The organism is Halococcus salsus (assembly GCF_009900715.1).
GTDB classification, from domain to species: Archaea; Halobacteriota; Halobacteria; order Halobacteriales; family Halococcaceae; genus Halococcus; species Halococcus salsus.
Map to the genome: position 1 here is coordinate 1 of NZ_JAAAJC010000017.1, position 21,506 is coordinate 21,506.

The 21,506-nt window shown below is 57.7% G+C and carries 22 protein-coding genes; 11 read left to right on the top strand and 11 right to left on the bottom strand.

All coding sequences use genetic code 11. The features are described 5' to 3' along the window. Positions 1–799 precede the first annotated feature (799 nt). Both GT355_RS17045 and GT355_RS17055 read right to left on the bottom strand, forming a co-directional pair. Complete coding sequence (locus GT355_RS17045; protein ID WP_160135735.1) at positions 800–1,093, bottom strand: helix-turn-helix transcriptional regulator; 294 nt, start codon at positions 1,091–1,093, stop codon at positions 800–802. A 654-nt stretch (positions 1,094–1,747) separates the two neighbouring features. Then, positions 1,748–2,170, bottom strand: a complete 423-nt coding sequence (locus GT355_RS17055; RefSeq protein WP_160135737.1) for a universal stress protein — start codon at positions 2,168–2,170, stop codon at positions 1,748–1,750. Positions 2,171–2,780: 610 nt separating this feature from the next. Between GT355_RS17055 and GT355_RS17060 the strand changes: the two genes are divergently transcribed. Further along, complete coding sequence (locus GT355_RS17060) at positions 2,781–3,122, top strand: winged helix-turn-helix domain-containing protein (RefSeq protein ID WP_160135738.1); 342 nt, start codon at positions 2,781–2,783, stop codon at positions 3,120–3,122. 122 nt (positions 3,123–3,244) lie between these two features. Here GT355_RS17060 and GT355_RS17065 read toward each other — a convergent pair whose 3' ends face one another. The 3 genes from GT355_RS17065 to GT355_RS17075 form a co-directional block, all read right to left on the bottom strand. Continuing rightward, positions 3,245–4,114 carry a class I SAM-dependent methyltransferase gene (locus GT355_RS17065; protein ID WP_013199556.1) on the bottom strand — a complete coding sequence of 290 codons (870 nt, stop codon included), beginning with the start codon at positions 4,112–4,114 and terminating at the stop codon, positions 3,245–3,247. Beyond that, the gene (locus GT355_RS17070) at positions 4,104–4,493 is read right to left on the bottom strand and encodes a hypothetical protein (protein ID WP_240145879.1); all 390 of its coding nucleotides are present in this window, start codon (positions 4,491–4,493) and stop codon (positions 4,104–4,106) included. Before GT355_RS17070 ends, GT355_RS17065 begins: the two co-directional genes overlap by 11 nt. A 74-nt stretch (positions 4,494–4,567) precedes the next feature. Beyond that, positions 4,568–5,968, bottom strand: coding sequence for a permease (locus tag GT355_RS17075; protein ID WP_160135740.1), 1,401 nt, complete (start codon positions 5,966–5,968; stop codon positions 4,568–4,570). A gap of 405 nt (positions 5,969–6,373) precedes the next feature. Between GT355_RS17075 and GT355_RS17080 the strand changes: the two genes are divergently transcribed. Further along, positions 6,374–6,946 (top strand): DoxX family protein, encoded by a 573-nt coding sequence (locus tag GT355_RS17080; RefSeq protein WP_008414028.1) that lies wholly within the window; start codon positions 6,374–6,376, stop codon positions 6,944–6,946. 562 nt (positions 6,947–7,508) lie between these two features. Here GT355_RS17080 and GT355_RS17085 read toward each other — a convergent pair. Further along, a complete protein-coding gene (locus GT355_RS17085) occupies positions 7,509–10,139 on the bottom strand; it encodes a heavy metal translocating P-type ATPase (RefSeq protein ID WP_160135741.1) in 2,631 nt (876 codons plus the stop codon). 105 nt (positions 10,140–10,244) lie between these two features. Further along, complete coding sequence (locus GT355_RS17090) at positions 10,245–10,841, bottom strand: winged helix-turn-helix transcriptional regulator (RefSeq protein ID WP_013199553.1); 597 nt, start codon at positions 10,839–10,841, stop codon at positions 10,245–10,247. 132 nt (positions 10,842–10,973) lie between these two features. Here GT355_RS17090 and GT355_RS17095 point away from each other — a divergent pair, with 132 nt between their 5' ends. The 7 genes from GT355_RS17095 to GT355_RS17125 all read left to right on the top strand — a co-directional run bounded on the left by GT355_RS17095 (position 10,974) and on the right by GT355_RS17125 (position 16,846). Next, complete coding sequence (locus GT355_RS17095) at positions 10,974–11,171, top strand: heavy-metal-associated domain-containing protein (protein ID WP_008414035.1); 198 nt, start codon at positions 10,974–10,976, stop codon at positions 11,169–11,171. An 83-nt stretch (positions 11,172–11,254) separates the two neighbouring features. After that, positions 11,255–11,650 (top strand): DUF302 domain-containing protein, encoded by a 396-nt coding sequence (locus GT355_RS17100; protein ID WP_008414037.1) that lies wholly within the window; start codon positions 11,255–11,257, stop codon positions 11,648–11,650. A gap of 4 nt (positions 11,651–11,654) precedes the next feature. After that, entirely contained in the window at positions 11,655–11,990 is a 336-nt protein-coding gene (locus GT355_RS17105) for an SHOCT domain-containing protein (protein WP_008414038.1), read from the top strand. Between the two features lie 70 nt (positions 11,991–12,060). Continuing rightward, on the top strand, positions 12,061–13,494 hold the full coding sequence (locus GT355_RS17110; protein WP_192928050.1) for a multicopper oxidase family protein: 1,434 nt from the start codon (positions 12,061–12,063) through the stop codon (positions 13,492–13,494). A 26-nt stretch (positions 13,495–13,520) separates the two neighbouring features. Then, positions 13,521–15,599: a copper-translocating P-type ATPase gene (locus tag GT355_RS17115; RefSeq protein ID WP_205250471.1), complete on the top strand. Its 2,079-nt coding sequence runs from the start codon at positions 13,521–13,523 to the stop codon at positions 15,597–15,599. Then, positions 15,596–16,255, top strand: a complete 660-nt coding sequence (locus tag GT355_RS17120) for a class I SAM-dependent methyltransferase (RefSeq protein WP_013199549.1) — start codon at positions 15,596–15,598, stop codon at positions 16,253–16,255. Before GT355_RS17115 ends, GT355_RS17120 begins: the two co-directional genes overlap by 4 nt. Before the next feature lie 51 nt (positions 16,256–16,306). Beyond that, positions 16,307–16,846: a DUF63 family protein gene (locus GT355_RS17125; RefSeq protein WP_081461331.1), complete on the top strand. Its 540-nt coding sequence runs from the start codon at positions 16,307–16,309 to the stop codon at positions 16,844–16,846. Between the two features lie 814 nt (positions 16,847–17,660). On the opposite strand, the gene GT355_RS17130 is transcribed toward GT355_RS17125, so the two are convergent. From GT355_RS17130 to GT355_RS17145, 4 genes are all read right to left on the bottom strand, one after another. Then, positions 17,661–18,245, bottom strand: a complete 585-nt coding sequence (locus tag GT355_RS17130) for a potassium channel family protein (protein WP_160135743.1) — start codon at positions 18,243–18,245, stop codon at positions 17,661–17,663. Between the two features lie 33 nt (positions 18,246–18,278). Further along, a complete protein-coding gene (locus tag GT355_RS17135) occupies positions 18,279–18,536 on the bottom strand; it encodes a pentapeptide repeat-containing protein (RefSeq protein ID WP_240145880.1) in 258 nt (85 codons plus the stop codon). Then, positions 18,496–18,792: a pentapeptide repeat-containing protein gene (locus tag GT355_RS17140; protein ID WP_238532902.1), complete on the bottom strand. Its 297-nt coding sequence runs from the start codon at positions 18,790–18,792 to the stop codon at positions 18,496–18,498. The genes GT355_RS17135 and GT355_RS17140 overlap by 41 nt, the downstream gene beginning before the upstream one ends. Positions 18,793–19,265: 473 nt before the next feature. Next, positions 19,266–19,604 (bottom strand): four-helix bundle copper-binding protein, encoded by a 339-nt coding sequence (locus GT355_RS17145; protein WP_008414054.1) that lies wholly within the window; start codon positions 19,602–19,604, stop codon positions 19,266–19,268. A gap of 255 nt (positions 19,605–19,859) precedes the next feature. Between GT355_RS17145 and GT355_RS17150 the strand changes: the two genes are divergently transcribed. Next, positions 19,860–20,456: a winged helix-turn-helix transcriptional regulator gene (locus tag GT355_RS17150; protein ID WP_238532901.1), complete on the top strand. Its 597-nt coding sequence runs from the start codon at positions 19,860–19,862 to the stop codon at positions 20,454–20,456. A gap of 178 nt (positions 20,457–20,634) precedes the next feature. After that, positions 20,635–21,396: a recombinase family protein gene (locus GT355_RS17155; protein ID WP_008414056.1), complete on the top strand. Its 762-nt coding sequence runs from the start codon at positions 20,635–20,637 to the stop codon at positions 21,394–21,396. Positions 21,397–21,506: the final 110 nt, after the last annotated feature.

Genomic DNA, 21,506 nt, shown 5'->3' on the forward strand with positions numbered 1-21,506 from the left:
GGCGAACGCCCGAACGGGCGTTCGCCGCCCGCTCTCGGTCCCAACTGTCAGTGTCTTCCGCCTGGAATTCCTCACCGAGCAGGTCGTTGAGTGGCATGAATCACCAGCTCTTCGACCTGCTCACTCTTAATTAGACAGTACCTTACACCGCTACTCACCAATCAATTGTTACTTGGACTTCCTCGTTTGGCTGTTTCACGGAATAAATTGGATGGTGGACAGACCCTCTTGTTTCGATTATAGCAATAAGTTATTATGTATAATGCGGCCTGATTGTACGGACTCAATATATATTGTACTTCTGATTTTAGCAAGATATCGAATAAACAGCTTGCAAGAATCCGCTTGACCGGCAGTCAACCTTCCTCGGACGAATCAGACTACAGTAGCAGGGCAAAAGTGAGATCCGTTCTTTTTCGGGGTCTGCAGCGAAGTTTTCACGGCGTGAGTGAACTGCGCGCCATTTCCATCACGGCTTCCTTGACCGGCGCATCGGCGAATCGGTCGAGTCGGGAAGGTCAGGTGTAGATAGTCTTCTTGTACGCTGTACGTTTCGGCAAGACCCCGATGAGTGAGTTCAGCTTTGTAGCTGAGCTCGACGATAATTCGCTAGGCCGGCCGCTTTCCTTCGACTTCCGTCACTATCTAACGGAGATCATCTAGAGGGACAAGCTTCAAACGTGTCGGCTCTGCAATAGACATCGGTCATGTGAAGACTTTCTGCTGATAGTACACAAGGTAGTGTGTACTGACAGGGGGCGAAGAATTTCACCAACTCCAATAATCGAAATTATGACATTCAATCATCTCTCAGATCGACGTGCTGACATTCCCACTCACGACGGGCCCCAAGTTCGCAGCGACCGCGTTGAGTGACCGAGTAAGCGTTGGTACGCTTATCGATGGCGGAGACTTCGATCAACCCCATCTCGGCGAGCGTATCCAGATTTGGATAAAGACGGCCGTGGTGGATCTCACCCGTGTAGTCCTCTTCGAGAGAGTCCTTGATCGCTATGCCGTGTGGTGGCGTTCCATTCTCGAGGCCAGTTATTATGTAGAGCAGGTCACGCTGAAACGCCGTCAAGTCGTCCATCATAGCATCTGACAAGTCGAGAACAGGAGTATAAGTATATCGGGTAGAAAGCCGGTTTGCACGGCTATCAGGCATCGACTTGAACTGGCCGCGTGGATACAGATCGGAGTTGAACCATCTTGCGACCGTTATCTTGTGCACGCCGAGCGGTGTCGGCGAGCAGGTCGCTGTGTTCAGTCAGTGACCTCACTAGCAGTAGTCGCCAGGCGTACCTACGGCGAGCGAGCCTCCTTCGTAAAGCGCATCTTTCCCCAACTGAGCGAGGATAAGGGGTCTTATCTGCAGAGAGAGCTCACAATGGAGATCTCTGTGGCTATCCATTGTCCCGGGTCGTCAGAGTTACCCAACGCCTCGAATTTTCCGGGCGAGTGGGGTAACTTCTGAGCGGCTAAAAAACAGGTTCGTGAGACGAAGTAACTCGATCTCCCAGCGATGGCTGTACAGTTGGTGAGCGAATCGGAGTCATTTAGCGGGTGCCAGCGGAGTAACAGTATGGTCACGAAACACGATATCCGCACTCCTTCTGGGGGTGTTGCAGGACTGCACTATAGCGTTGCAACAACATTCTCACCCGAAAGCTGACCAACAATGCACCGCAATTGGGCTCCCCCATTCTGGGGCATCACTCGCTGGGTTGATAGCCCCAAATCAAACTCAATTCACATCATCTTGTTCAACAACAACTACTGGCACCGAGGTATCAAGGAGCACCTGCTGCGTGACATTCCCGAGGACTGCCTTTCGACTCGGAGAACGTTTTCGTGAACCAATGACAACATAGTTGACGCTCTCCTGCTCTGTCTCGTCGACAATCCGGCTAGCTACTCGATCTGAAGGACTATTTTCTTCCCATATCGACGGTTCCTCTGCAATGTTTATTGCTGGTTCGTTCTCTTCGCTTCCAAAGAACTCTCTTACGGCTTTTTCAACAGTCTCCGTCGCTCTCTCTATATTGCCTGTATGAGGGACGACGTGGAAAATTATCTGTTCCTGACCAAGCCCCTTCGCGATCTCCTCTCCTCTTGCGATCACAGGCTGATTGTCCTTATTAATGTCAATTACGGTCAGTACAGACACAGAGCCACTAATGAACTGCACGCAGTTAACTTCTAGGAGGAAACACGATATAGTTGACTGTCTTTCCACATAAAGAGGATGTCATAGAACAGTTGGCATGTTTTCGCCCAATGGTCAAGGAACCCGGTACTGGTGCTTCTAAAAAGCAGGGATATTGATGGCTTCTCAGGCGCTTTTTGCCTGCTACTGTGGTATGTGAAGAGTTCTATGAGACCCCTCTCGATAAGAACCGATTCGCGGTTGATCACAGATACCACCAACATGAATCCTGAGCTATGATACGATTCTGTTTTCGCAATGAGCAACGAAGGAATGTGCAGCCGCCAGTGCAAAGTGGGTCGAACTAGTGATTCGTCAACGCTTAGAGAACATCTTGATATAATTGAAATAGTGATACAGAATGTCAGGAGTGAATGATCCAATATCGAATTCACGCTGGCCGTCAAGGAGTAACGGCATGTCGGGAGGTAGTAGAGCATACAAGTAAGATAATTCACTGTTGCCTTTGTACAACGTGTAGCGATAAATCAGAAAGCGAATTTTATCCATATACCCTGGATATCTGAAAGGTAGGCGGTTACTCAAATGGATAGCGACTGTATCTTCCCAGATGGGAACGATTACGCTCTCCGATGAAGACGAGGATATCCTCACTCAGATTCAAAGAGGGAAGAATACCGTCGAGAACATCGCTTCAGCAACCGGGTTTGATTCCGCCATTCTTACCCAACGACTCGATCAGATGGCGGAAAACGACCTCGTTCGCGGTATCAGGCAGGAAGAGTACGATCTCACTGAGAGCGGACAACGGGTTCTCAACACATCGGATGACACAAAGACGAACGAGGAAATCGATACACCGAATACTGTCGAGCAAGATATCGCGGCATTCGATCTCTCTATCGAGCGTGAAGAATCTGTACGGAGAGCGTTTACATCTGAGGTCGGCTAGGTAGATTCGTCATGCACACTCTCATCCGAAATTTAGACAACTGAAATTGGTTTCACTCTACCACTTCATGACAGATCTGCCAGCTCAACTTTTGAGTGTGATGGTGAGGAGTCGAATCTCAGTCACGCTCGCGCATAGATGATGACGTGCCGCAATAACGGAAGTGCTGGATGAGTAGTAGATACCTGCTCAGTGATCGCGTCGCAGTCGATATTACGTCGATCCAGAAACCGCTCGACTGGTTTCAGCAGACCACGCCGAGCCAGAGACAGGTACAATCCCGTCCACTTCTGGAATCGAGCGATGCTGTTGGGACTGATGTCGACTGCCGCATCGAGGTGGAGGCCGCTCACAGCGATAGCTCTCTTGTACTGTTCGAGCGTCGCTATCGGAGCCAGATCCCACGCATCCGCGAACGTATCGACGGTATCGCGCGCCTCCTGTGACAACGATTCGGGTCGAACGAAATCCGAAACGGCAACGAGACCGTCTTCGACGGTCACGCTCGCCATCTCCGTGAGAAATTCACGCTTGTTTGGGAGGTAGGGTGGCGAATCGATGGCGGTACAGACGTTGAACGAGTCACGTTCGAATGGAAGCTGCAACGCGTCACCAACCACGAACTGCGCGTCCACGGTTGCCGCCGCGTTTCGCCTCGCCATCGAGACGTTGCACGGAACGAGGTCGATACCCGTGGTCACAAATCCGTGCTCGGTGGCGAGATGGAGGGTGGGACCACCCCGTCCACAGCCGATATCCAGCAGAGAGACACCGTCCGTCGACCCGAGCCGAGCAGCGATGTCGGAACCGATTCGTTCGGCGAGTCGACGCTGGCTCAATCCGACGAAATGCGGCTGATACCACTCGGAATAGCCGACGTTCAGGAATTGGTTAGTCGGTAAAAACAGGGCGAACGCCTTCCAAATGGCAGCACGCTCTCCCAGAGACGAGAACTGGTCGGCGATGCGCGTTTGACCGTCATCACGGCCCACTCTCTTTCACCTCGGGTTCCGATACTTCCGAAAAACAGCACGTGGAATCCTCACAGCCTGTCAGCTGCTCACAACTCCGCGGTCGGTTGTAATCGATTCCCTTGTGTCGTTTGAGGTATGTGACGTAGCCATCGTCGACGCGGTCCAGCTTTTCGTGACAGACCCACTTCTCGCCGTAGCGGCCGGCCAAGAGGCTCCGGTACGGGCAACGAAAGACAGTTCGTTCCATACCGTTGATGCTCGCTGTTTGCTCGATACGGACGCCAACGAGTCGATAGGCGAGCCGCAACCGACGCACGACGGTTTCGGGGGTCTCCGCTCTGAAGAACAATCCGTAGGCGAGGGCGTATCCGAACGCGTGCAGGAGGCGCTCAATCACGGTATTCACTCCCCCCGTGGATGACGCACCACTTCAGGATGGCGTCCATTTGGACAGAGTTCGGTTTACTGTGTTTAGTCATGGTCGTGAGCCTGTCCGCTAGTCGGAGAGGCAATCGGGTGAACGTCGGAGTAGCCGTCGGGATCGTTAGTGAATACACGCTTGCAACTCTCCGAACAGAAGTGGTACGTCTCATCATCGTGAGTGACGGTTGGACCGTCCTCGTCGGTCCGCATCCCACAGACTGGATCCCGGTACTGGCCCGGAGCACCGAGACCCCGCCGATAAACGTAGAAGAGAAATCCCGAGAGCGCAAACGCGATGAGGTTGAGATAGAACGTGTAGTTGAGTTCGAAGTACGTCTGTTCGGTTGCGGTCTGGCCGCCGGCGAGGTTCGGAACGATGCCGAGAACGTCGAACAGCTCTTCCATGAGAAATCCCGAAAAGGCCATCGTTACGAAGAACACGCCGAGGATGTAGGTCATCACTTTCCAACCGTAGTACTTCCGATAGACGTTCAGCACAGGAATCGTGATGAGGTCGGCGTAAACGAACGCGATAACGCCGGCGAAGCTGACGCCGCCGCCCCAGAGCGCGACGGCGAACGGGACGTTGCCCATGCTGCCGACGAAGCTGATGACGGCGATTGCAACGCCCATGATCGCGTTTTCAGCACTGACGAGCAGCCCGTCGCCCTGTAAGAATAGCGCGTTCCAGACCCACTGCGGGATGAACACGATGACGAACCCGGAGATGAGAAAGCCCGCGATGACGTCGGTCCAGATCATCGACCACTCCTTACGATACTGGTTACCGATCTTGTACCAGCCGCCCCATGAGAGCAGTTCGTCGCGCCAGCCACCGCTGCTGGCCATCTCCTGTTCGTAGGTCTCCATGCAGCCCGCTGAACAGAATTTCACTGTCTGGCCCCCGTCGGTGACGAGCGAATACTCGTCTTTGCCTTCCATCCCACAGGTCGGGTCTTCGGTGACACCCTGTTCTCTATCACGCTGGGTGAGTTCCGCTCGCACGTCCTCGAAGAGATTTTCAGGGAGCGTCAGATGAACGAGCAGCGCCATGACGGCGATGAGGATGATCCCGCCGAGGAGTTCGGCGACGAGGAACTCCCAGCCGAGCAGTAGCAGGATCATCAAACCCAGCTCGACGATGAGATTCGTCGAAGCGAACATGAACGCGAGGAAGTTCACAACGTGAGCACCCTTTTTGAATAGCCCTTTGCCGATGGCGACAGCGCCGAAACTACAGCCACTACTCGCGGCACCGAACAGCGTCGCTTTCGTGAGACCGGAGAGGTCTCCCTCACCGAGAACCTTCGCCATACGCTCTTTGGAGACGTACACTTGGACGAGGCTGGTGATGACCAGCCCCATGATGATTGCCCACGCAGCGACCCACAAGAACCCAACGCCGATGCGGAGTGATTCGAGAACTCCATCGACGAGTGTTGTCGGCATAGTTCGAATGAGGTGGGCATCATTTTTGTCGATTGTTGCTCAGAAACCGAAGAAAGAGAGGCGCTATATTGCGGAATTGGAAGACACTATCAACCGGACCCGACGGCAGTATAGAAGAGAATTATTGGCGTCTGCGGACGGAATAAAAGCAGTACACTATTGATTCTCTCTATTTGAAGGCGGATTTCGTCGTATTGAGAGCGGACAAACAACTGACACTATATTGATATGAACAGTAATAATCACGAATATCAATTTGAGCCGTAGATTTCCTCTATCTCGGTTTCAGCTGGATTTTCATGGTTCTATGACCCCTGCTTTAGTTCGAAGGTTGTCGGTGATATTACCGGAACTGTGAAAGCCATAATCGCAATAAAGCATCGACGTGTCAGTAGATACTGTATCATGTCGACGACGAATACGCTCGAAACGGAGATATTGAATCGGTCGGTGAGATTTGACTATTCCGAACGATGGATCGGCTACTCGTTGTTCCTGCTTCGAATCATGATGGGATGGACGCTCTTTCAGGGCGGGATTACCAAACTCATCACGTATCTCGATGATGATCCAGCAAACAACTGGACTGCGGCTGGGTTCTTGACGGGTGCAGTCCCGGAGGGCAATCCACTGATGGGTGCGTGGGTCGATATGGCTGGCAGTCCCCTCATCGACCTGTTGAACATGTGGGGTCTCACGCTGACCGGACTCGCGCTCATCCTCGGTGCGTTCGTCCGATGGAGTGCGTTCTGGGGCGCGGTGATGATGCTGTTTTATTGGGCGGCTAGCCTTGAGGGTGGTCTGCTGGCCGGACTCCCGCTCGCCAACGGCTGGGTCGTCGACGACCACCTCGTGTATGCGGTCCTGTTGTTCGGCTTGGGCGCGTTCGGTGCCGGGCGGATTCTGGGCCTCGATTCCTATCTCGAACAGCTTAGCGTGGTTGAATCCAATCCGTGGCTCCGGTATCTGTTGGGATAAACGGAGCGTAGTGACCAACTATCGTTCCAAGCGTGTTCGCCGGTAGAACACGCCCACTACAAGGAAGATAGCGAGGAGAAGGTAGCCAACCGCCCAGCCGTGGGGACTAACGTATTGACATCGGTGTAAAACCGGTATCGACGATTACGCGAAGGGATGATGCCCGGGAAAGAGCTTCATCCGCAACTCGTAGCTGGACTGGACGAACAGCGGGTCCTGAAACAGTCCGATATCGAGCATCGGCAGGACCAACATAATCCAGATTCCCGCGGTTGGTCGAACACCGCGACGACGGCCACGCGCGAGGGGGCGAACGGCTCCGAGAGTCAGTCATTGATCGCAGTGCTGTCCACGATATCATAAAAATTACTGGTCCCTACATTCCCCGACTTACAGCCAGACAAGAGCGTCGTCTGCCGATTACTCGAAGATGGGTTCGACGTCTATCCCATCGATTGGAACAAGCCTTGAGATCGGTTGGCTTACTGTATCCTTGTTACTTCAGATGTATTCTGATCATTTGATGTGTGAGACTGGTCATAGAGAGAAGGCTTCCGCTTCGTTAGCGGAGGAATCCGAGCAGCTTGTAGTCGTGGTCGGGGGTATACCGCCGGAACAGCAGGCTGTTCGAGAGCACCGAGACGCTCGAAAAGGCCATCGCGGCCGCGGCCAACACCGGTTGGAGCAATCCCAGCGAGGCGAGCGGAATCATCGCCGTGTTGTAGCCGAGCGCCCAGAAGAGGTTTTGCTTGATCTTCTGGAGCGTGCCGTCGGAGATGCGGATGGCCTTCACCACGTCGAGGGGATCGTCGCGCATCAGCGTGACGTCGGCGGCCTCGATAGCGACATCAGTACCGGAGCCGATGGCGGTGCCCACGTAGGCGGTTGCGAGCGCGGGCGCGTCGTTGACGCCGTCGCCGACCATCATCGCCCTCCGACCGTCCTGCTGGATGGCGTCGAGCGCATCGGATTTATCCTCGGGAAGAACCTCCGCGCGAACGTTGTCGGGGTCGATCCCCACCTCTTCGGCGACCGCTCTGGCCGTCCGCTCGTTGTCGCCGGTGATCATATGGACCGCGAGATCCCGTTCGTGGAGCGCCGCAACGGCCTCTTTCGCGCTCTCTTTAACCGTATCGGCGTCAGCCACCAGCCCCAGCAGAGTATCGTTGCTAGCAACCAACATCGCGGTCTTGCCCTCACCTTCGAGCCGTTCGAGTTCGTCCTCGGCGGCCGATGGATCGATGTCATTGTCGCGCATGAGTTTGCGGTTGCCGACGAGCACTTCCTCGCCGTCGACCGTCGCACGGACTCCGTGGCCGGGAACGTTCTCGAAGTTCTCGGGGTCAGTGAGGTCGATGCCGCGCTCTTCAGCGCCCTCAACGATGGCCTGCGCGAGCGGGTGCTCGCTGCCAGCTTCGGCACTCGCCGCAGCGTGGAGTACGGTCTCCTCGTTGATTTCCGTTTCAGCTCCCGGTTCTGCCTCTCCTCTGATCGCCTGTGTACCACCGTCGGCTGCCGTCTCAGCGTCGCCACCGTCAGTGGCGGTGCGAGTGCTGTCGAGCGGAACGACGTCGGTCAGTTCCATTTCACCTTCAGTGAGTGTCCCCGTTTTGTCGAACACTACCGTGTCGACGTCCTTGGCGCGTTCGAGGATGTCACCACCCTTGAACAGCACGCCTGTCTGGGCACCGATAGATGTCCCGACCATTGTCGCCGCCGGCGTCGCCAGCCCGAGCGCACAGGGGCAGGCGATGAGCACGGCGGAGGCGAAGACGACCACAGCGAACTCGAAGATCGAGACCGTACCGCCAGCCACTGCCGGTCCGCCCGCGACGAGTCCCCACAGCGGCAGTGCGCCGACGAATCCTGCGAGTGCTTCGGGGAACAGATACCAGACGAGACCCCACAGCAGCGCGTTCGCTATCACGATAGGCACGAAATACGACGAGATGCGGTCGGCGAGATTCTGAATGTCGGGCTGGCGAGACTGAGCTTCCTTCACAGTCTGGACGATCTGCTGGAGCGCCGTGTCCGCGCCGACCTTGGTCGCTTCAACAGTGAGGACACCATTCTCGTTGATGGTCGAACCCACGACTTCGTCACCTTCCTCCTTTTCGACGGGCACCGACTCGCCGGTGACCATCGACTCGTCGACTGCCGACTGGCCGTCGACCACCACGCCGTCGGTCGGAATCTGCTCACCCGGCCGGATCTTCATCCAGTCGCCGACATCGACCTCATCGAGAGGGACTTCCTCTTCATTTCCATCCTCATCGACGACGGTTGCGGTGTCGGCCTCCATCTCCAAGAGCTGCTGGAGTGCCTCGCTAGCCTGTCCCTTCGAGCGGGCTTCGAGGTAGTTGCCGAGCGTGATGAACACGAGGATCAGCGCGGCGGTGTCGAAGTACAGCCCGCCCGCGAGCAGGCCTAACAGGACCACGACCGAGTAGAGGTACGCGGTCGTCGAGCCGAGCGCAATCAACACGTCCATGTTCGCCGAGCGGTTTTTCACGAGCGCCTTGTACGAGTTCTTGTAGAACGGCCAGCCGAGGACAGCCTGCACGGGCGTCGCAAGTAGGAACTCGACCCAGCCGAACTCAATGCCGAAAATCGTCTCGGGGAGCGCCCCGCCGCCCAAAATGAATTTCTCGATGAGGAACGCGAGCATCGGGAGCGAGAGTGCTGCGCCGAACAGCGTCAGCCGAAGTTGGTGGCGGATCTCTTCGTTCCGTGCGGCGTCGCGCTGGTCCTGCTCGGAGTCCCCACTCCCGTCGTCGCGCACGGGTGAGTAGCCAGCGCTCTCAATCGCATCGTAGAGCTGCTCGCAGTCGGTTTCGGCGGGGTTGTACTCGACGTTCGCCTCGTCGGTCGCGTAGTTGACTTCCGCCGAAATCACGCCAGGAACGTCTTCGAGCGCTTCCTCGTTGGTCTCGGCGCAGTTTGCACACGTCATATCCGTAATGCCAATGGAGGCTGACGTGCTCAGTGCGCTGTACCCGGCGTCGTCGATTGCCGTGTAGATCGCCGCGAGTGACGTTGCTTCCGGGTCGTATTCGACAGTTCCCTCGTCGGTGGCGAAGTTGATGTTCGCCTCGCTCACCCCGTCGAGGTCGGTGAGGGCCTGAGTGATTGTTTGCGAACAGTTCGCACAACCCATGCCCTGTATGTCGAGTTGTGTTTTTCGGTGACTCATCACCAGTAACTACGTGATGCTCGTTTAATGCGGTTGTTCTTATGATACTCAAGGCTCAGGCCTGTGCAGACTTATGGTTCGAAAGTGGTTGCGATGAGAGTCAATCTACCCTGTTGCTTCCTCTTCCATCCGTTCGTACTGCTCTTCAAACCGGGCTTCACACGAGGAACAGCAGAACTGGTGGAGTTCGTCGCCGATACGGGCGGCAGTCCCTTCACGGGTGACGGTATTGCCGCACTCAGCACACGTCAGAGCGAACTTCGTTTCCCTGAGGGTGGGCGTCCATTTGACACCCGTCAGAAGCTGTACGTCGTAGTCCTTGATGCTCCGTACGTCGAGTATCTCTGCAAGCCACGTTGGGACATCGCCATCGACAACGAGTGCGTAGCAGAGGAGATCGTGTTCGGCGGTCGTGAACACGTATTCGACTGCTTCGGCTTCGAGAAGCTCTGCACGGACGGATTCGAACCGTTCCGATTTAACCGTGAGCTTCAGGAGAATGGGAACGCCCTCGTAAAGCTGTGACCGGTCGACATCGACGGTAAAGCGACGGATGATGCCTATCTCCTGTAGCCGCTTGACACGCTCTGAGACAGCCGGTGGCGACAGATCAACCACCTCGGCGATTTCGCTCCACGGCTGACGTGCATCGCTCAGCAACAGGTCGAGGATTTCGAGGTCCGTTTCATCGAGATCGCGCATACTGTTACTGACGGCATCAACCACTAAATGCTCTTCCGAATATCCACTTTGGAACCAACAGCTTCCGGGTCATCAAACCACCACTATCGAAGCAGAAATCGGAATAAATCAGGCGGGCATAGGATTACCTGTATGACGACGACAATCACAGTCGAAGGAATGAGCTGCGAGCACTGTGAACAGACTGTCGAGGAGGCACTTCAGGGCATCTCCGGCGTCTCGGATGTCCGTGCGGATCACGAGGCGGAAAACGCCACAATTGAGGGTGACCCTGACAGCGACGCCATCGTCCGAGCAGTCGAAGACACGGGTTACGAAGCCTCGGTGTGAGCATTCCACCCTATTCCACCGCACAAAAGAAATCCAAGGGACAATATAGTGTAGAAGACACACTACTACACACAACCAAGCCTATGACGTACACGCTCACCACGACCGCCGACGAATCGCTCGACGAAGCAGTGGCCGCGACAACTGATGCACTTGAAGACGAAGGATTCGGTGTCCTCAGCGATATCGATGTCCGTGAGACGCTCAAACAGAAACTCGACGTCGACACTCGACAGTACCGCATCCTCGGTGCATGTAACCCACAGCTCGCCCACGAAGGTCTCGACGAAGAACCCGAACTGGGTGCGCTCCTGCCATGCAACGTCATCGTCTACGAATCCGACGACAGTGTGACCGTGAGCGCGGTCGATCCCGGACAGCTCGTCGGCATCACCGACAACCCCGCGCTTGATTCCATCGCCGAAGAAGTCTACGAGCGCTTCGAGCGCGTCCTTGAAACCGTTGGCGAGGAGGCGTGAGGCGATGGCCAACTCTACTCGGACGGACCTTGCGACGATACTACTGGTCGGTCTCGCCATCCTCGTGTTGGCTCCGATGCTCATGATGGGATTCGCAATGCCGATGATGGGTGGGATGTACGGCTATGGCGCGGGCGGGAACGCCGGACTCGTCGGGCTTCTCGTCCCGCTCGTCGTGCTTCTCGTGGTTCTCGGAGCCGGCTATCTCCTCGTCCGTCGCGTAGCCGGCCACACCGACTCGCGTGATACTGCGCTGGAGGAACTCCGGAGCGCCTACGCACGCGGCGACCTCTCCGACGAGGAGTTCGAAACTCGCCGGGAGAAACTCGAAAGCGACTGACTCCAATTATATGAACCTGGATATCTCTCGACGAGAGCTGCTCGCAGCCACCGGGGGCGCGTCTCTTAGCATGCTTGCCGGCTGTTCGTCTTCGTCGTCGAGCACCGATTCGTCCACGCCGACCGTGGCTTCGGCCCCAGCAAGCGCCGAGCCATCGCCCGAAGCAGCCACCTCGCAGTCACCGACCGTCCCGAAAAACGCTGATCAGCAGCGAACGCTCACTGCCACGACCGGCCCGATTTCGCCCAACGGAACCGAACGCTCGAATCCCGCATGGCTCTACGACGGACAGACGCCCGGACCGGAACTGCGGGTCGCCGAGGGCGACGTGCTTCAGGTCAGCCTCGAAAACCAGCTGCCCGACCCAACGACGATACACTGGCACGGGATTCCGCTCGCCAACCCGATGGACGGCGTGCCGAACGTCACGCAAGCGCCCGTCGAACCCGACGGCACGTTCACCTACACCTTCGAAGCGGTCCCGGCCGGGACGTATTTCTATCACAGTCATATTGGGCTACAGCTCGACCGCCACCTCATCGGCCCGCTCATCGTCGAGGAGGAGTCGCCACACGTTGCGTTCGACCGCGACATCGTCGTGATCTTCAACGATTACCTGCGGGGTGCCCCGCAGCCGGAATCCGAATGGGCCGTTCAGGGCGGAGGCGGTATGGGTGGTGGAATGGGTGGAGGTATGGGTCGCAATCAGATGGACGGTGGTCTGAACATGGCCTCACGTCCGGACTACGCGGGCCTGCTCGCAAACGGCCGTCTTCCGTCGAATCCATCGGAGTTCACCATCGAAAAGGGCGAATGGCTCCGAGTCCGATTCATCAACGCCAGCGGGGCGACGACGTTTCGCGTCGGTCTCGGTGGCCATCGACTGAACATCACCCACGCCGATGGCCAGCCCGTCGAACCCGTCACGACCGACTCGTTCGCCTTCGGTCCCGGCGAGCGCTACGATGCAGTCGTCGAAGCGAACAATCCCGGAGCGTGGGCCATCGAGGCCCGGTCGGTCGATGGCGACGAACAACCGGCCACGGCGACGCTGCGCTACGAGGGTGCTACCGGCACTCCACGCAAACCGTCGTTCGATGGCAATCAGCTCGGCTACGGCGACCTTCACGCGGTTGAATCCATCGAGGGGCTACAGGGGTCACCGGACCGGACGTTCGATGTCACCCTCTCGGCAGGCCGCGGTCCGGGAACGTGGCTCATCAACGGCCAGCGATTCCCCGACGCGGACCCGTTTGCCGTGAAGGCTGGCGAGCACGTTCGGATACGGCTGAACAATCGAAGTCCAGTCGCTCACCCAATGCATCTCCACGGACACTTCTTCCACGTCGGCGACGTGCTCAAGGACACGGTGATGGTGCCGGGCCACATGGGCCGGGTCACGATTGACTTCCTCGCGGACAATCCTGGCGAGTGGCTGTTCCACTGTCACAACATCTACCATCTCGACGGCGGTATGGGACGTATCATCGAATACACCGGCTGAACACGAAAACAGGACACTACACTACTATGAGCGAACATTCGATACGTGACGAAACCGAACGAGGAAACGAACCTGCAACCACCGACACACCGCCGACCCACCGGCCCGGCGATAGCGGCGATGACATCGCTCAGACGGACCACTCAGGTCACGAGGAGATGTTCCGCCGACGCTTCTGGATATCGCTGGCTCTCTCGATTCCAGTCATCGTCTTCAGCGAATTCATCCAGGATATCTTCAACTACACCGCACCTGTCTTCCCCGGCAGTGAATGGATAACGCCGATTCTCTCGGTAGTCGTCTTCGCGTATGGGGGCGTGCCGTTCCTCTCGATGGCGCGGACGGAGCTCGAAAACCGCGAGCCGGGCATGATGATGCTCATCTCGCTGGCGATCACCGTCGCGTTCGTCTACTCGCTGGCGAGCCTCGTCCTTCCGGGGACGACGCCGTTTTTCTGGGAGCTCGTAACGCTGATCGACATCATGCTGCTGGGCCACTGGATGGAGATGCGCTCGGTCCGGCAGGCCTCGGGTGCACTTGACGAGCTCGCAAAGCTCATGCCCGACACCGCAGAGCGCGTCACCGAGGGCGGCGACACCGAGGAAGTTCCGATTGATGAGTTGACCGAGGACGACGTCGTGCTCGTCCGTCCGGGCGCGAGCGTCCCTGCCGACGGCGAAGTCATCGAGGGCGAGTCATCGGTCGACGAGTCGATGATAACCGGCGAGTCCCGTCCGGTCGACAAAGATCCTGGTAGCGAAGTCGTCGCCGGGACGGTCAACCAGGACGGCAGCCTCCGTGTGCGGGTGACCACGACGGGTGAGGAGACGACGCTGGCGGGTATCATGCGTCTCGTCGATGAAGCTCAGCAGTCGAAATCCCGGACGCAGTTGCTCGCCGACCAGGCGGCGGGCTGGCTGTTCTACGTCGCGTTGGGTGTTGCGGCTCTCACGCTGGTCGGCTGGGTCATCGCAACTGGCTTCAACATCATGGTCCTCGAACGTGTCGTCACCGTCCTCGTCATCGCGTGTCCGCACGCGCTTGGACTCGCGGTCCCACTCGTAGTTGCAATCAACACCTCGACCGCGGCCCAGAACGGGATGCTCATCCGCGACCGCATTGCCATGGAAGAGTCCCGGAATCTCGATACAGTGATGTTCGATAAAACTGGGACGCTCACCAAGGGTGAGCAGGGCGTCGTCGGCGTCGAGACGGCTGAAGACTGGGACGAAGCACGGGCGTTTGGCGTGGCTGCGGCCGTCGAGGGCGACTCCGAGCACATGATCGCCCGTGCCATCCGGAACGCGGCCGACGAGCGCGACGTCGACCGTCCGCAGGTCTCGGAGTTCGAGAACCTCCGTGGTCTCGGCGTCCGCGCTACCGTGGATGGGACGACTGTGCATCTCGGCGGACCGAACCTCCTCAGAAAATTCGACATCGAGCGGTCCGAATCCATCACGTCGTTCGCCGAAGAAGCCGGCGCGAACGCACAGACGGTCATCTATCTCGTCCGCGAGGAAACCGATGTGGTCGCCGCGTTCGCACTCGCGGACGTCATCCGCGAGGAGAGCCACCAAACGATCCGAGCGCTCCATGATATGGACATCGAGGTGGCGATGATCACCGGCGATTCCGAGGACGTCGCGGCCGCGGTTTCCGAAGAGTTAGACATCGACCAGTACTTCGCTGAGGTGCTTCCCGAGGAGAAGGATCAAATGGTCACGCAGCTGCAAGAGGAGGGAAAGCTCGTTGCAATGGTCGGCGATGGAGTCAACGATGCACCCGCGTTGACGCGGGCCGATGTCGGTATCGCCATCGGCTCCGGTACTGACGTGGCCATTGAATCTGGCGACATCATCCTCGTCGAGAACAACCCGCTCGACGTGATGCGGCTCGTGCGCCTCTCGAAGGCGAGCTACCGGAAGATGCAGGAGAATCTCGTCTGGGCGACCGGCTACAACGTCTTCGCGCTCCCGCTCGCCGCGGGGGTACTCGCACCGATCGGTATCCTGCTTTCGCCCGCAGTGGGCGCAGTATTCATGTCGCTGTCGACGATTATCGTCGCCATCAACGCCCGCCGACTCCGCGGAGTAGACCTCTCGTGAGCGAGCGCGGTCGGTCGATCTACGACTGGTGGAGTCGTCACGAACGCCTGTTCAACCGACTGTACGATGTCGCCTTCCTCGGTCGTGAGACCGAACTCCGCGAGCGGGCGGTGAAGTCGCTTGCGCTCGACTCCGGCGAGCGCGTACTGGAACTCGGCTGTGGTCTGGGCAACTCCTTCGAAGCGCTTCGCACTCGTGTGGGGAGCCAGGGAGCTGTAGTCGGCGTGGACTACAGCCACGGAATGGTGGAGCGCGCCGCCGAACGGGTTCGGCAGGCAGGCTGGAGGAACGTTCATCTAGTACATGGTGATTCAGGGCGTCTCGGAGCCGATGACGGGGCGTTCGATGCGGTCTATGCTGCAATGACGCTGAGTGCCATGCCGAATCCAGCAGACGCGGTCGACACGGCGTACCGAGCGCTGCGTCCCGGCGGTCGGATTGTCGTCCTCGACGCGCAGCCATTTCAAGAGTTCCCGTGGACGATTCTCAACCCCGTGATCGTCCCTCTCTCGAAGTACACGACGAACTGGTTTCCCGAGGAAAACATCCCAACAGCGCTCGCCAGCCGATTCGGATCAACGACGGTAGCCACATTCAACGGTGGAACGATTTTCATCGCTACCGCACGAAAACCGAAGCAGAACGACGAGATATAGTGAGATGAATCAATCAACATCGGTAACCAACGGCCTGATGGCGATTCTCCTATGAGCCAGAGTGGTGTTCGCACGCGGGCAGCGACGGGGTTCGCCACCGGTGCGGCACTCTCTGTGGGAGGACTTCTATGTCTATCCTCGCTTTTGAGTGATGTTGGCCACGTGCACGTCCTATGGCCTACTGTTAGTGTTCTCGGAGCGGTTGCACTCACAGCCATGGTCTGGGTTGCTGTCCATCGCGCCTCGCCACCGGTATCCAAACAGGCTGGCTGGATGGGTGTGTTCGTCGTCTTCGGACAGGCGATTGACGCGGTTTCGACGGCAGTCGGCGTCGACATTCTCGCCGTGTCCGAGCAGGTGCCGCTTTCACGCGCCGTCTTAAATCTCGCTGCGACGCTCCCCACCGCATCGATAATCGGCGTCGGATGGCTCTTCGTCGTCCTCAAGCTGAGTCTCGCAACGGGTCTGGTCTGGGTAGTCGCCACCGACAGCGAAACGACGCCGCTCGGGACGCGGCTTCTCTTTCTCGCAGCGGGGCTCGCCGGTTTCCTCCCCGGAGTTCGAAACCTCGTCCTCTATGCGCTGGCGTGATCGTCCATCATCCCATTAGCTACGGACGACTCACGTGTGGAACCGGCCATCGATTCGGCAACACTCAGGTCACCCTCTCAAAAAGCACATATTCCACCCAGTTTCAGCCATATATATGAGACGACGCACGCTTCTCGCTGTGTCTACAGCGGCTCTGGCCTCTCTTGCAGGTTGTGCCGGTGATTCGGGTGGAGCGAACGAGAGTCCGACGGCCGTTCCACCAACGGGCAAGTCTAGTGATCAATCACCCCAGCAATGTCCCACGTCCACTCCGAGATCAAAGACGATCTCGAAACGAGCTGGAGGAGGTACCGACGAACCGAGCACCACGGCTGTCTCTCGACGAGAGTCCGGAACCGCTTGCAGGGGCGTAAGCAAGATCTCGTTCTATGCGCTTGGCGAGATTGCCGATGGAATTTGGCGTCAGGATACCGTTTGGGTCGATTTCAGCCGTGAAGCGAGCACACGGGTTCGGTTGGTGGTGCTGGAAAACGATACCGTCCTCGGTACGACTCGGGTCGGACAGCCACCGAGTACTGGTACGGCCTCGGCTGGGGTGCCGATTACTCTCAGGACCGAACTTTCAGGGGAGCACACGATTCGTGTGGTCGCGTATCCAGATACGGGTGAGGACGGCGAGTTTACCCCTGCAGGGGTGACTCCCTGTCAGCACGAGGGTGAAATCGTTCGAACAGAACCGACGACGATCGATTTTAGCAGATTTGCCGAGATCACCTCTTCGACGCCACGTGGCACGTAAGCGGTCTCTGGTCACGGCGATGGTATCAACCATCGCTTAATTTGAACGGAACCGTCACCACATGACCCGTCGCGCGAGTACGTAAATCAGAAGCGATGCGATGAACGTCCCGATGAGCGATTCGGCCATCGCGAGCCCTTTCGCATACCCGAGTGGAACCCAGTCGCCATAGCCGAGCGTCGTGAACGTAACGACGCTGAAGTAGAGGCTCTCCGCGAGAATGGCCACCAAATTCCTGATACCAGTGACCGTGGAGGGATCGAGCGGGCCGCCCGTCGCATAGGTGAGAGCTGCCCCCGAACTCGACCGGCGCAACCCGCCGACCGCGGAGAGGGGATAGAGCACTGCACTCAGAACGATCACCACGAGTGCAGTGTAGACCACGGTCCAAATCCCCTCACCGTACTGCATCACCCAGCGTGCGCCTTCGGCTTTCGCCCAGCGAAGGTACTGTCCCCTCGCCCAGACTTGCCGCCGCTGGGTGTCGTGTTGCCGAACGTAATACTCGCTCGCCTGCTGGTTCAGCTTGTTCTCTCGGGAAATGGTTTGCAGTGCGCCGTACGTCCAGATCGCCTTATCCAGTAGATCAACGTTCCCATCGGCGACGACAGCGCCGAGTGACTCGTCCTCAGGGATCATCTGCTCGTAGCTACAAACCCCATCGAGGGACGTTCAGTGGTCGATCCGGCAGTTGTCGTGGACACTCCCGTAGAAGTGAGCCCCGGTGAGATCCGCCCCGCGGAGATCGGTTCGGATCATCGCTGCGTACTCTAGGTCCGCCTCGGTAAGATCGGCGTCAACCAGAAGCGTCTCTTTGAGCGTTGCATCCGTCAAGGTCGTCTCACGAAGCATCGCGCGCCTGAGAGTCGTGTTGCTGAGGTGGCGTCGGTTAGTCCGCATCCGAGAGATCGGCGTCTTCGAATCGTGCATGCGAGAGATCGGCACCGACGAGCGTAGCGCCAACGAGGGTCACCTCCGCCCCGCTGACGTGTGAGAGATCCGCCCCATCGAGCGTAGCACGATCCAGGCAGGTGGCGTCGAGAACGCTATCCGAAAAGTCACACCCAGTACAGTTCGCTCGGGAGAGATCGGCGCGACTACAGTCGGCGTTCCGTAGGGTTGCGTTTGTCAGACAGGCATTCCGGAGCGTACAGTCCGCAAACGAGAGGGAAGAACCTATCGACACGTTCGGGAGATACGCCCCGTCCAACCGCTCTCGGTTATCGGTACGGGCCGCGGCGAGCGCATCTACTGGCTTGTTCGCTCGCTCAACGTGTCAGACACAGTGATCGGTGTCTCCCCATGACGGCCGCCAGCAACTGTACGCGCCGGCAGTGTCGGATTCGCTGTCGAAAGAGTAGCTACAACGCTCCGCTGGAGTAGGTGGCGTCTCGTGGGTCAAAGAAGTCATCATGTCCTCACTAGCCATCAGTACGTCCGGAGTCGGGCGTTCTCTTGGTTATTGCGTATCATGGTGCAATCGTCCCCGTTCAAACCGTCGTCTACGAGGGGTTTCCGGTGGGAACCCCCTCAACTGTACTGTCCGGGTATAGTTCGACACACCCGAACTTCCTCTCGGAAGTTGCTTTGGATCAAAAATAACGATCGATTCTGTACTGTCCCGTGCTGAGGAGTCTCCTGCAGCTGTGGAGACCGTATTCAGGCCATGTTCCGGCAGCTTTCTGCACAGCGGGGCAGGATTTCGGCGCAAGCCTGGCAGTGGTCGTGGTCGTGCTGTTCGCACTCCTCAGCACACGCCTCACACGCCTCAGCACAGGCCTCGGCGACCTGAGAGTTGAATTCGGAGTCTCGAACACACAGTCGCGCACACAGCGACGCGAGGTCGGCGACGTCCCGGCAGAGCCGGAGGCATTCGGCCATCCCCTCACCGTGGCCCGCGCACTCGTCGGCACACCACTCACAGACCTCGGCGGCCTCGATGCAGGTATCCACGCACTCTTCCATCTCATCGCTCAGACCGATCTGTTGGACTGCCATTGCACCTCAGATATCGGGCGGATCGTTTTTGCGCTTTCTGGGCAACGATATTCGATTGTTTCACAGATCTATTTCGGGTGGCTTGAGGTAGATTGTGGAACAGTCCCAAAAACGAAAACCACCACGAGGGGATGGTACAGATCTTCTGTTTCGAAGTTAGCGATGAGCAGCAGTACAGACCATTTCTACGCGGTATTCGCTCCCCTTGCAAACGACAGGAGAATGTGTTTGACTCGCCATAGCATACACATAGCCATGACTGGGATCGACGACGTTGATTACGAGATCATCGAGCTGCTGATGGAGAACGCTCGTCACTCCTATCGAGAGATCGCAAAGCAGGTCGACCGTTCGCCACCGACAGTTTCGGATCGCGTTGAACGTCTTCAGGAGATAGGCGTCATCGAACGATTCACCCTTGATATTGATCGGTCGATATTGGTCGAAGGACCGTCGGTACTCGTCGAACTTGATGTTGAACCCAATAGTGATGAAACCGTAGCGAACACGCTCGCTGACACGCCAGCTGTCGAACACATTATTCGAACGCTCGACGCGACGGTATTATTTGTCGCACACGGGAGCGAACAAGACATCCGGGCTCTCCTCTCGGAAACTCTCGATGGTGCACAGATTCGGAGTTACACGGTGCGACTGGTGAGTGAATCAACTTGGAAACCACAGCTGGGTGCAGAGTCGGTCTCGATGGAATGTACCGTCTGTGGAAAATCAGTTGATGACGGCGAGACAGTCGAGTTGGGTGAGCAGACTCACGAAGTCTGCTGTACGTCGTGTGCCTCGAAGATCAAGACACAATACGATGAGCTCAAAGAAGCCGCGGCGAGCGAATGATCTCTAGGGGTTAGACGAAACAGACGTATGATCTGAGTCTATCGTTGTTGACGACTGCATATCGTATGAAAACACCGTGGCAAAACGGACGCGAAAAACAGCTGTTTTTCGCATCGATACGAAAACCCCTGTTCTTTATGTACTGAATCCCGGTACGAATAGGGTGTCCGAATCCACCATGCAGATCGCCGCCTACGTCCGCGTCTCGACCGACGACCAGAACGAGGATCGCCAGATGCGCGCGATCCGCCAGAAGTACAGTGAGACGGAGACATCGAACGAGATCGAGTGGTTCTGTGACCTTGGCGAAAGCGGGGCATCGACCTCCCGGCGGGAGTACCAGCGTCTCCGCGAGCACGTCGCGGAGTACGACGTGGTGGTCGCCCACGAACTCGACCGGCTCGGGCGGTCGTTCGCCGACCTCGCTGGCTTCGTCGAGGACCTCCGCGAGAAAGGCGTTGGCATCGACCTCGTGAACCAACCTATCGGGACGGTCGGCGAGGACGATTGGATGGCCGAGATGATGCTCAACATGATGATGGTGTTCGCCGACGCCGAGCGCAAGATGATCCGCTCGCGCGTCCAGGAAGGTATCGACGCCGCCATCGCCGACGGCAAGCGTGTCGGTCGCCCGCCGTTCGGCTATACCGTTGAGGATGGTTTCCTCCAGCAGATTCCCGCCGAGTACGTCCGCACCCAGACGTTCATCCGCGAGGTCCGCAAGGGCCGTGAGAAGCACGCCACCGCTGGCTTTTTCGAGATTCCCGAGTCAGCGGTCCAGAGCATTCTTGCGCGGGCCGAGGCGAACTACGACGTCCCGTTCGACAACGACCAGTGGCGGCTCGAACGTGCGAAGGTCAGCGCTGGCGAGAAGGACCTCCCGCCGCTCGATGCCCAGAGCAGATACTCTCCCGCACTGACGAGCGTCCCAGAGCAGTAACTGTTCAAGGAAGTGCAAGCGTTCGGAACCATCGGTGCCCCCGAGCGAGAACGACTCGATCATGATCCGGTGACGAGGCGGTCGTCGTACCCGACAGAAACCGATGGGAC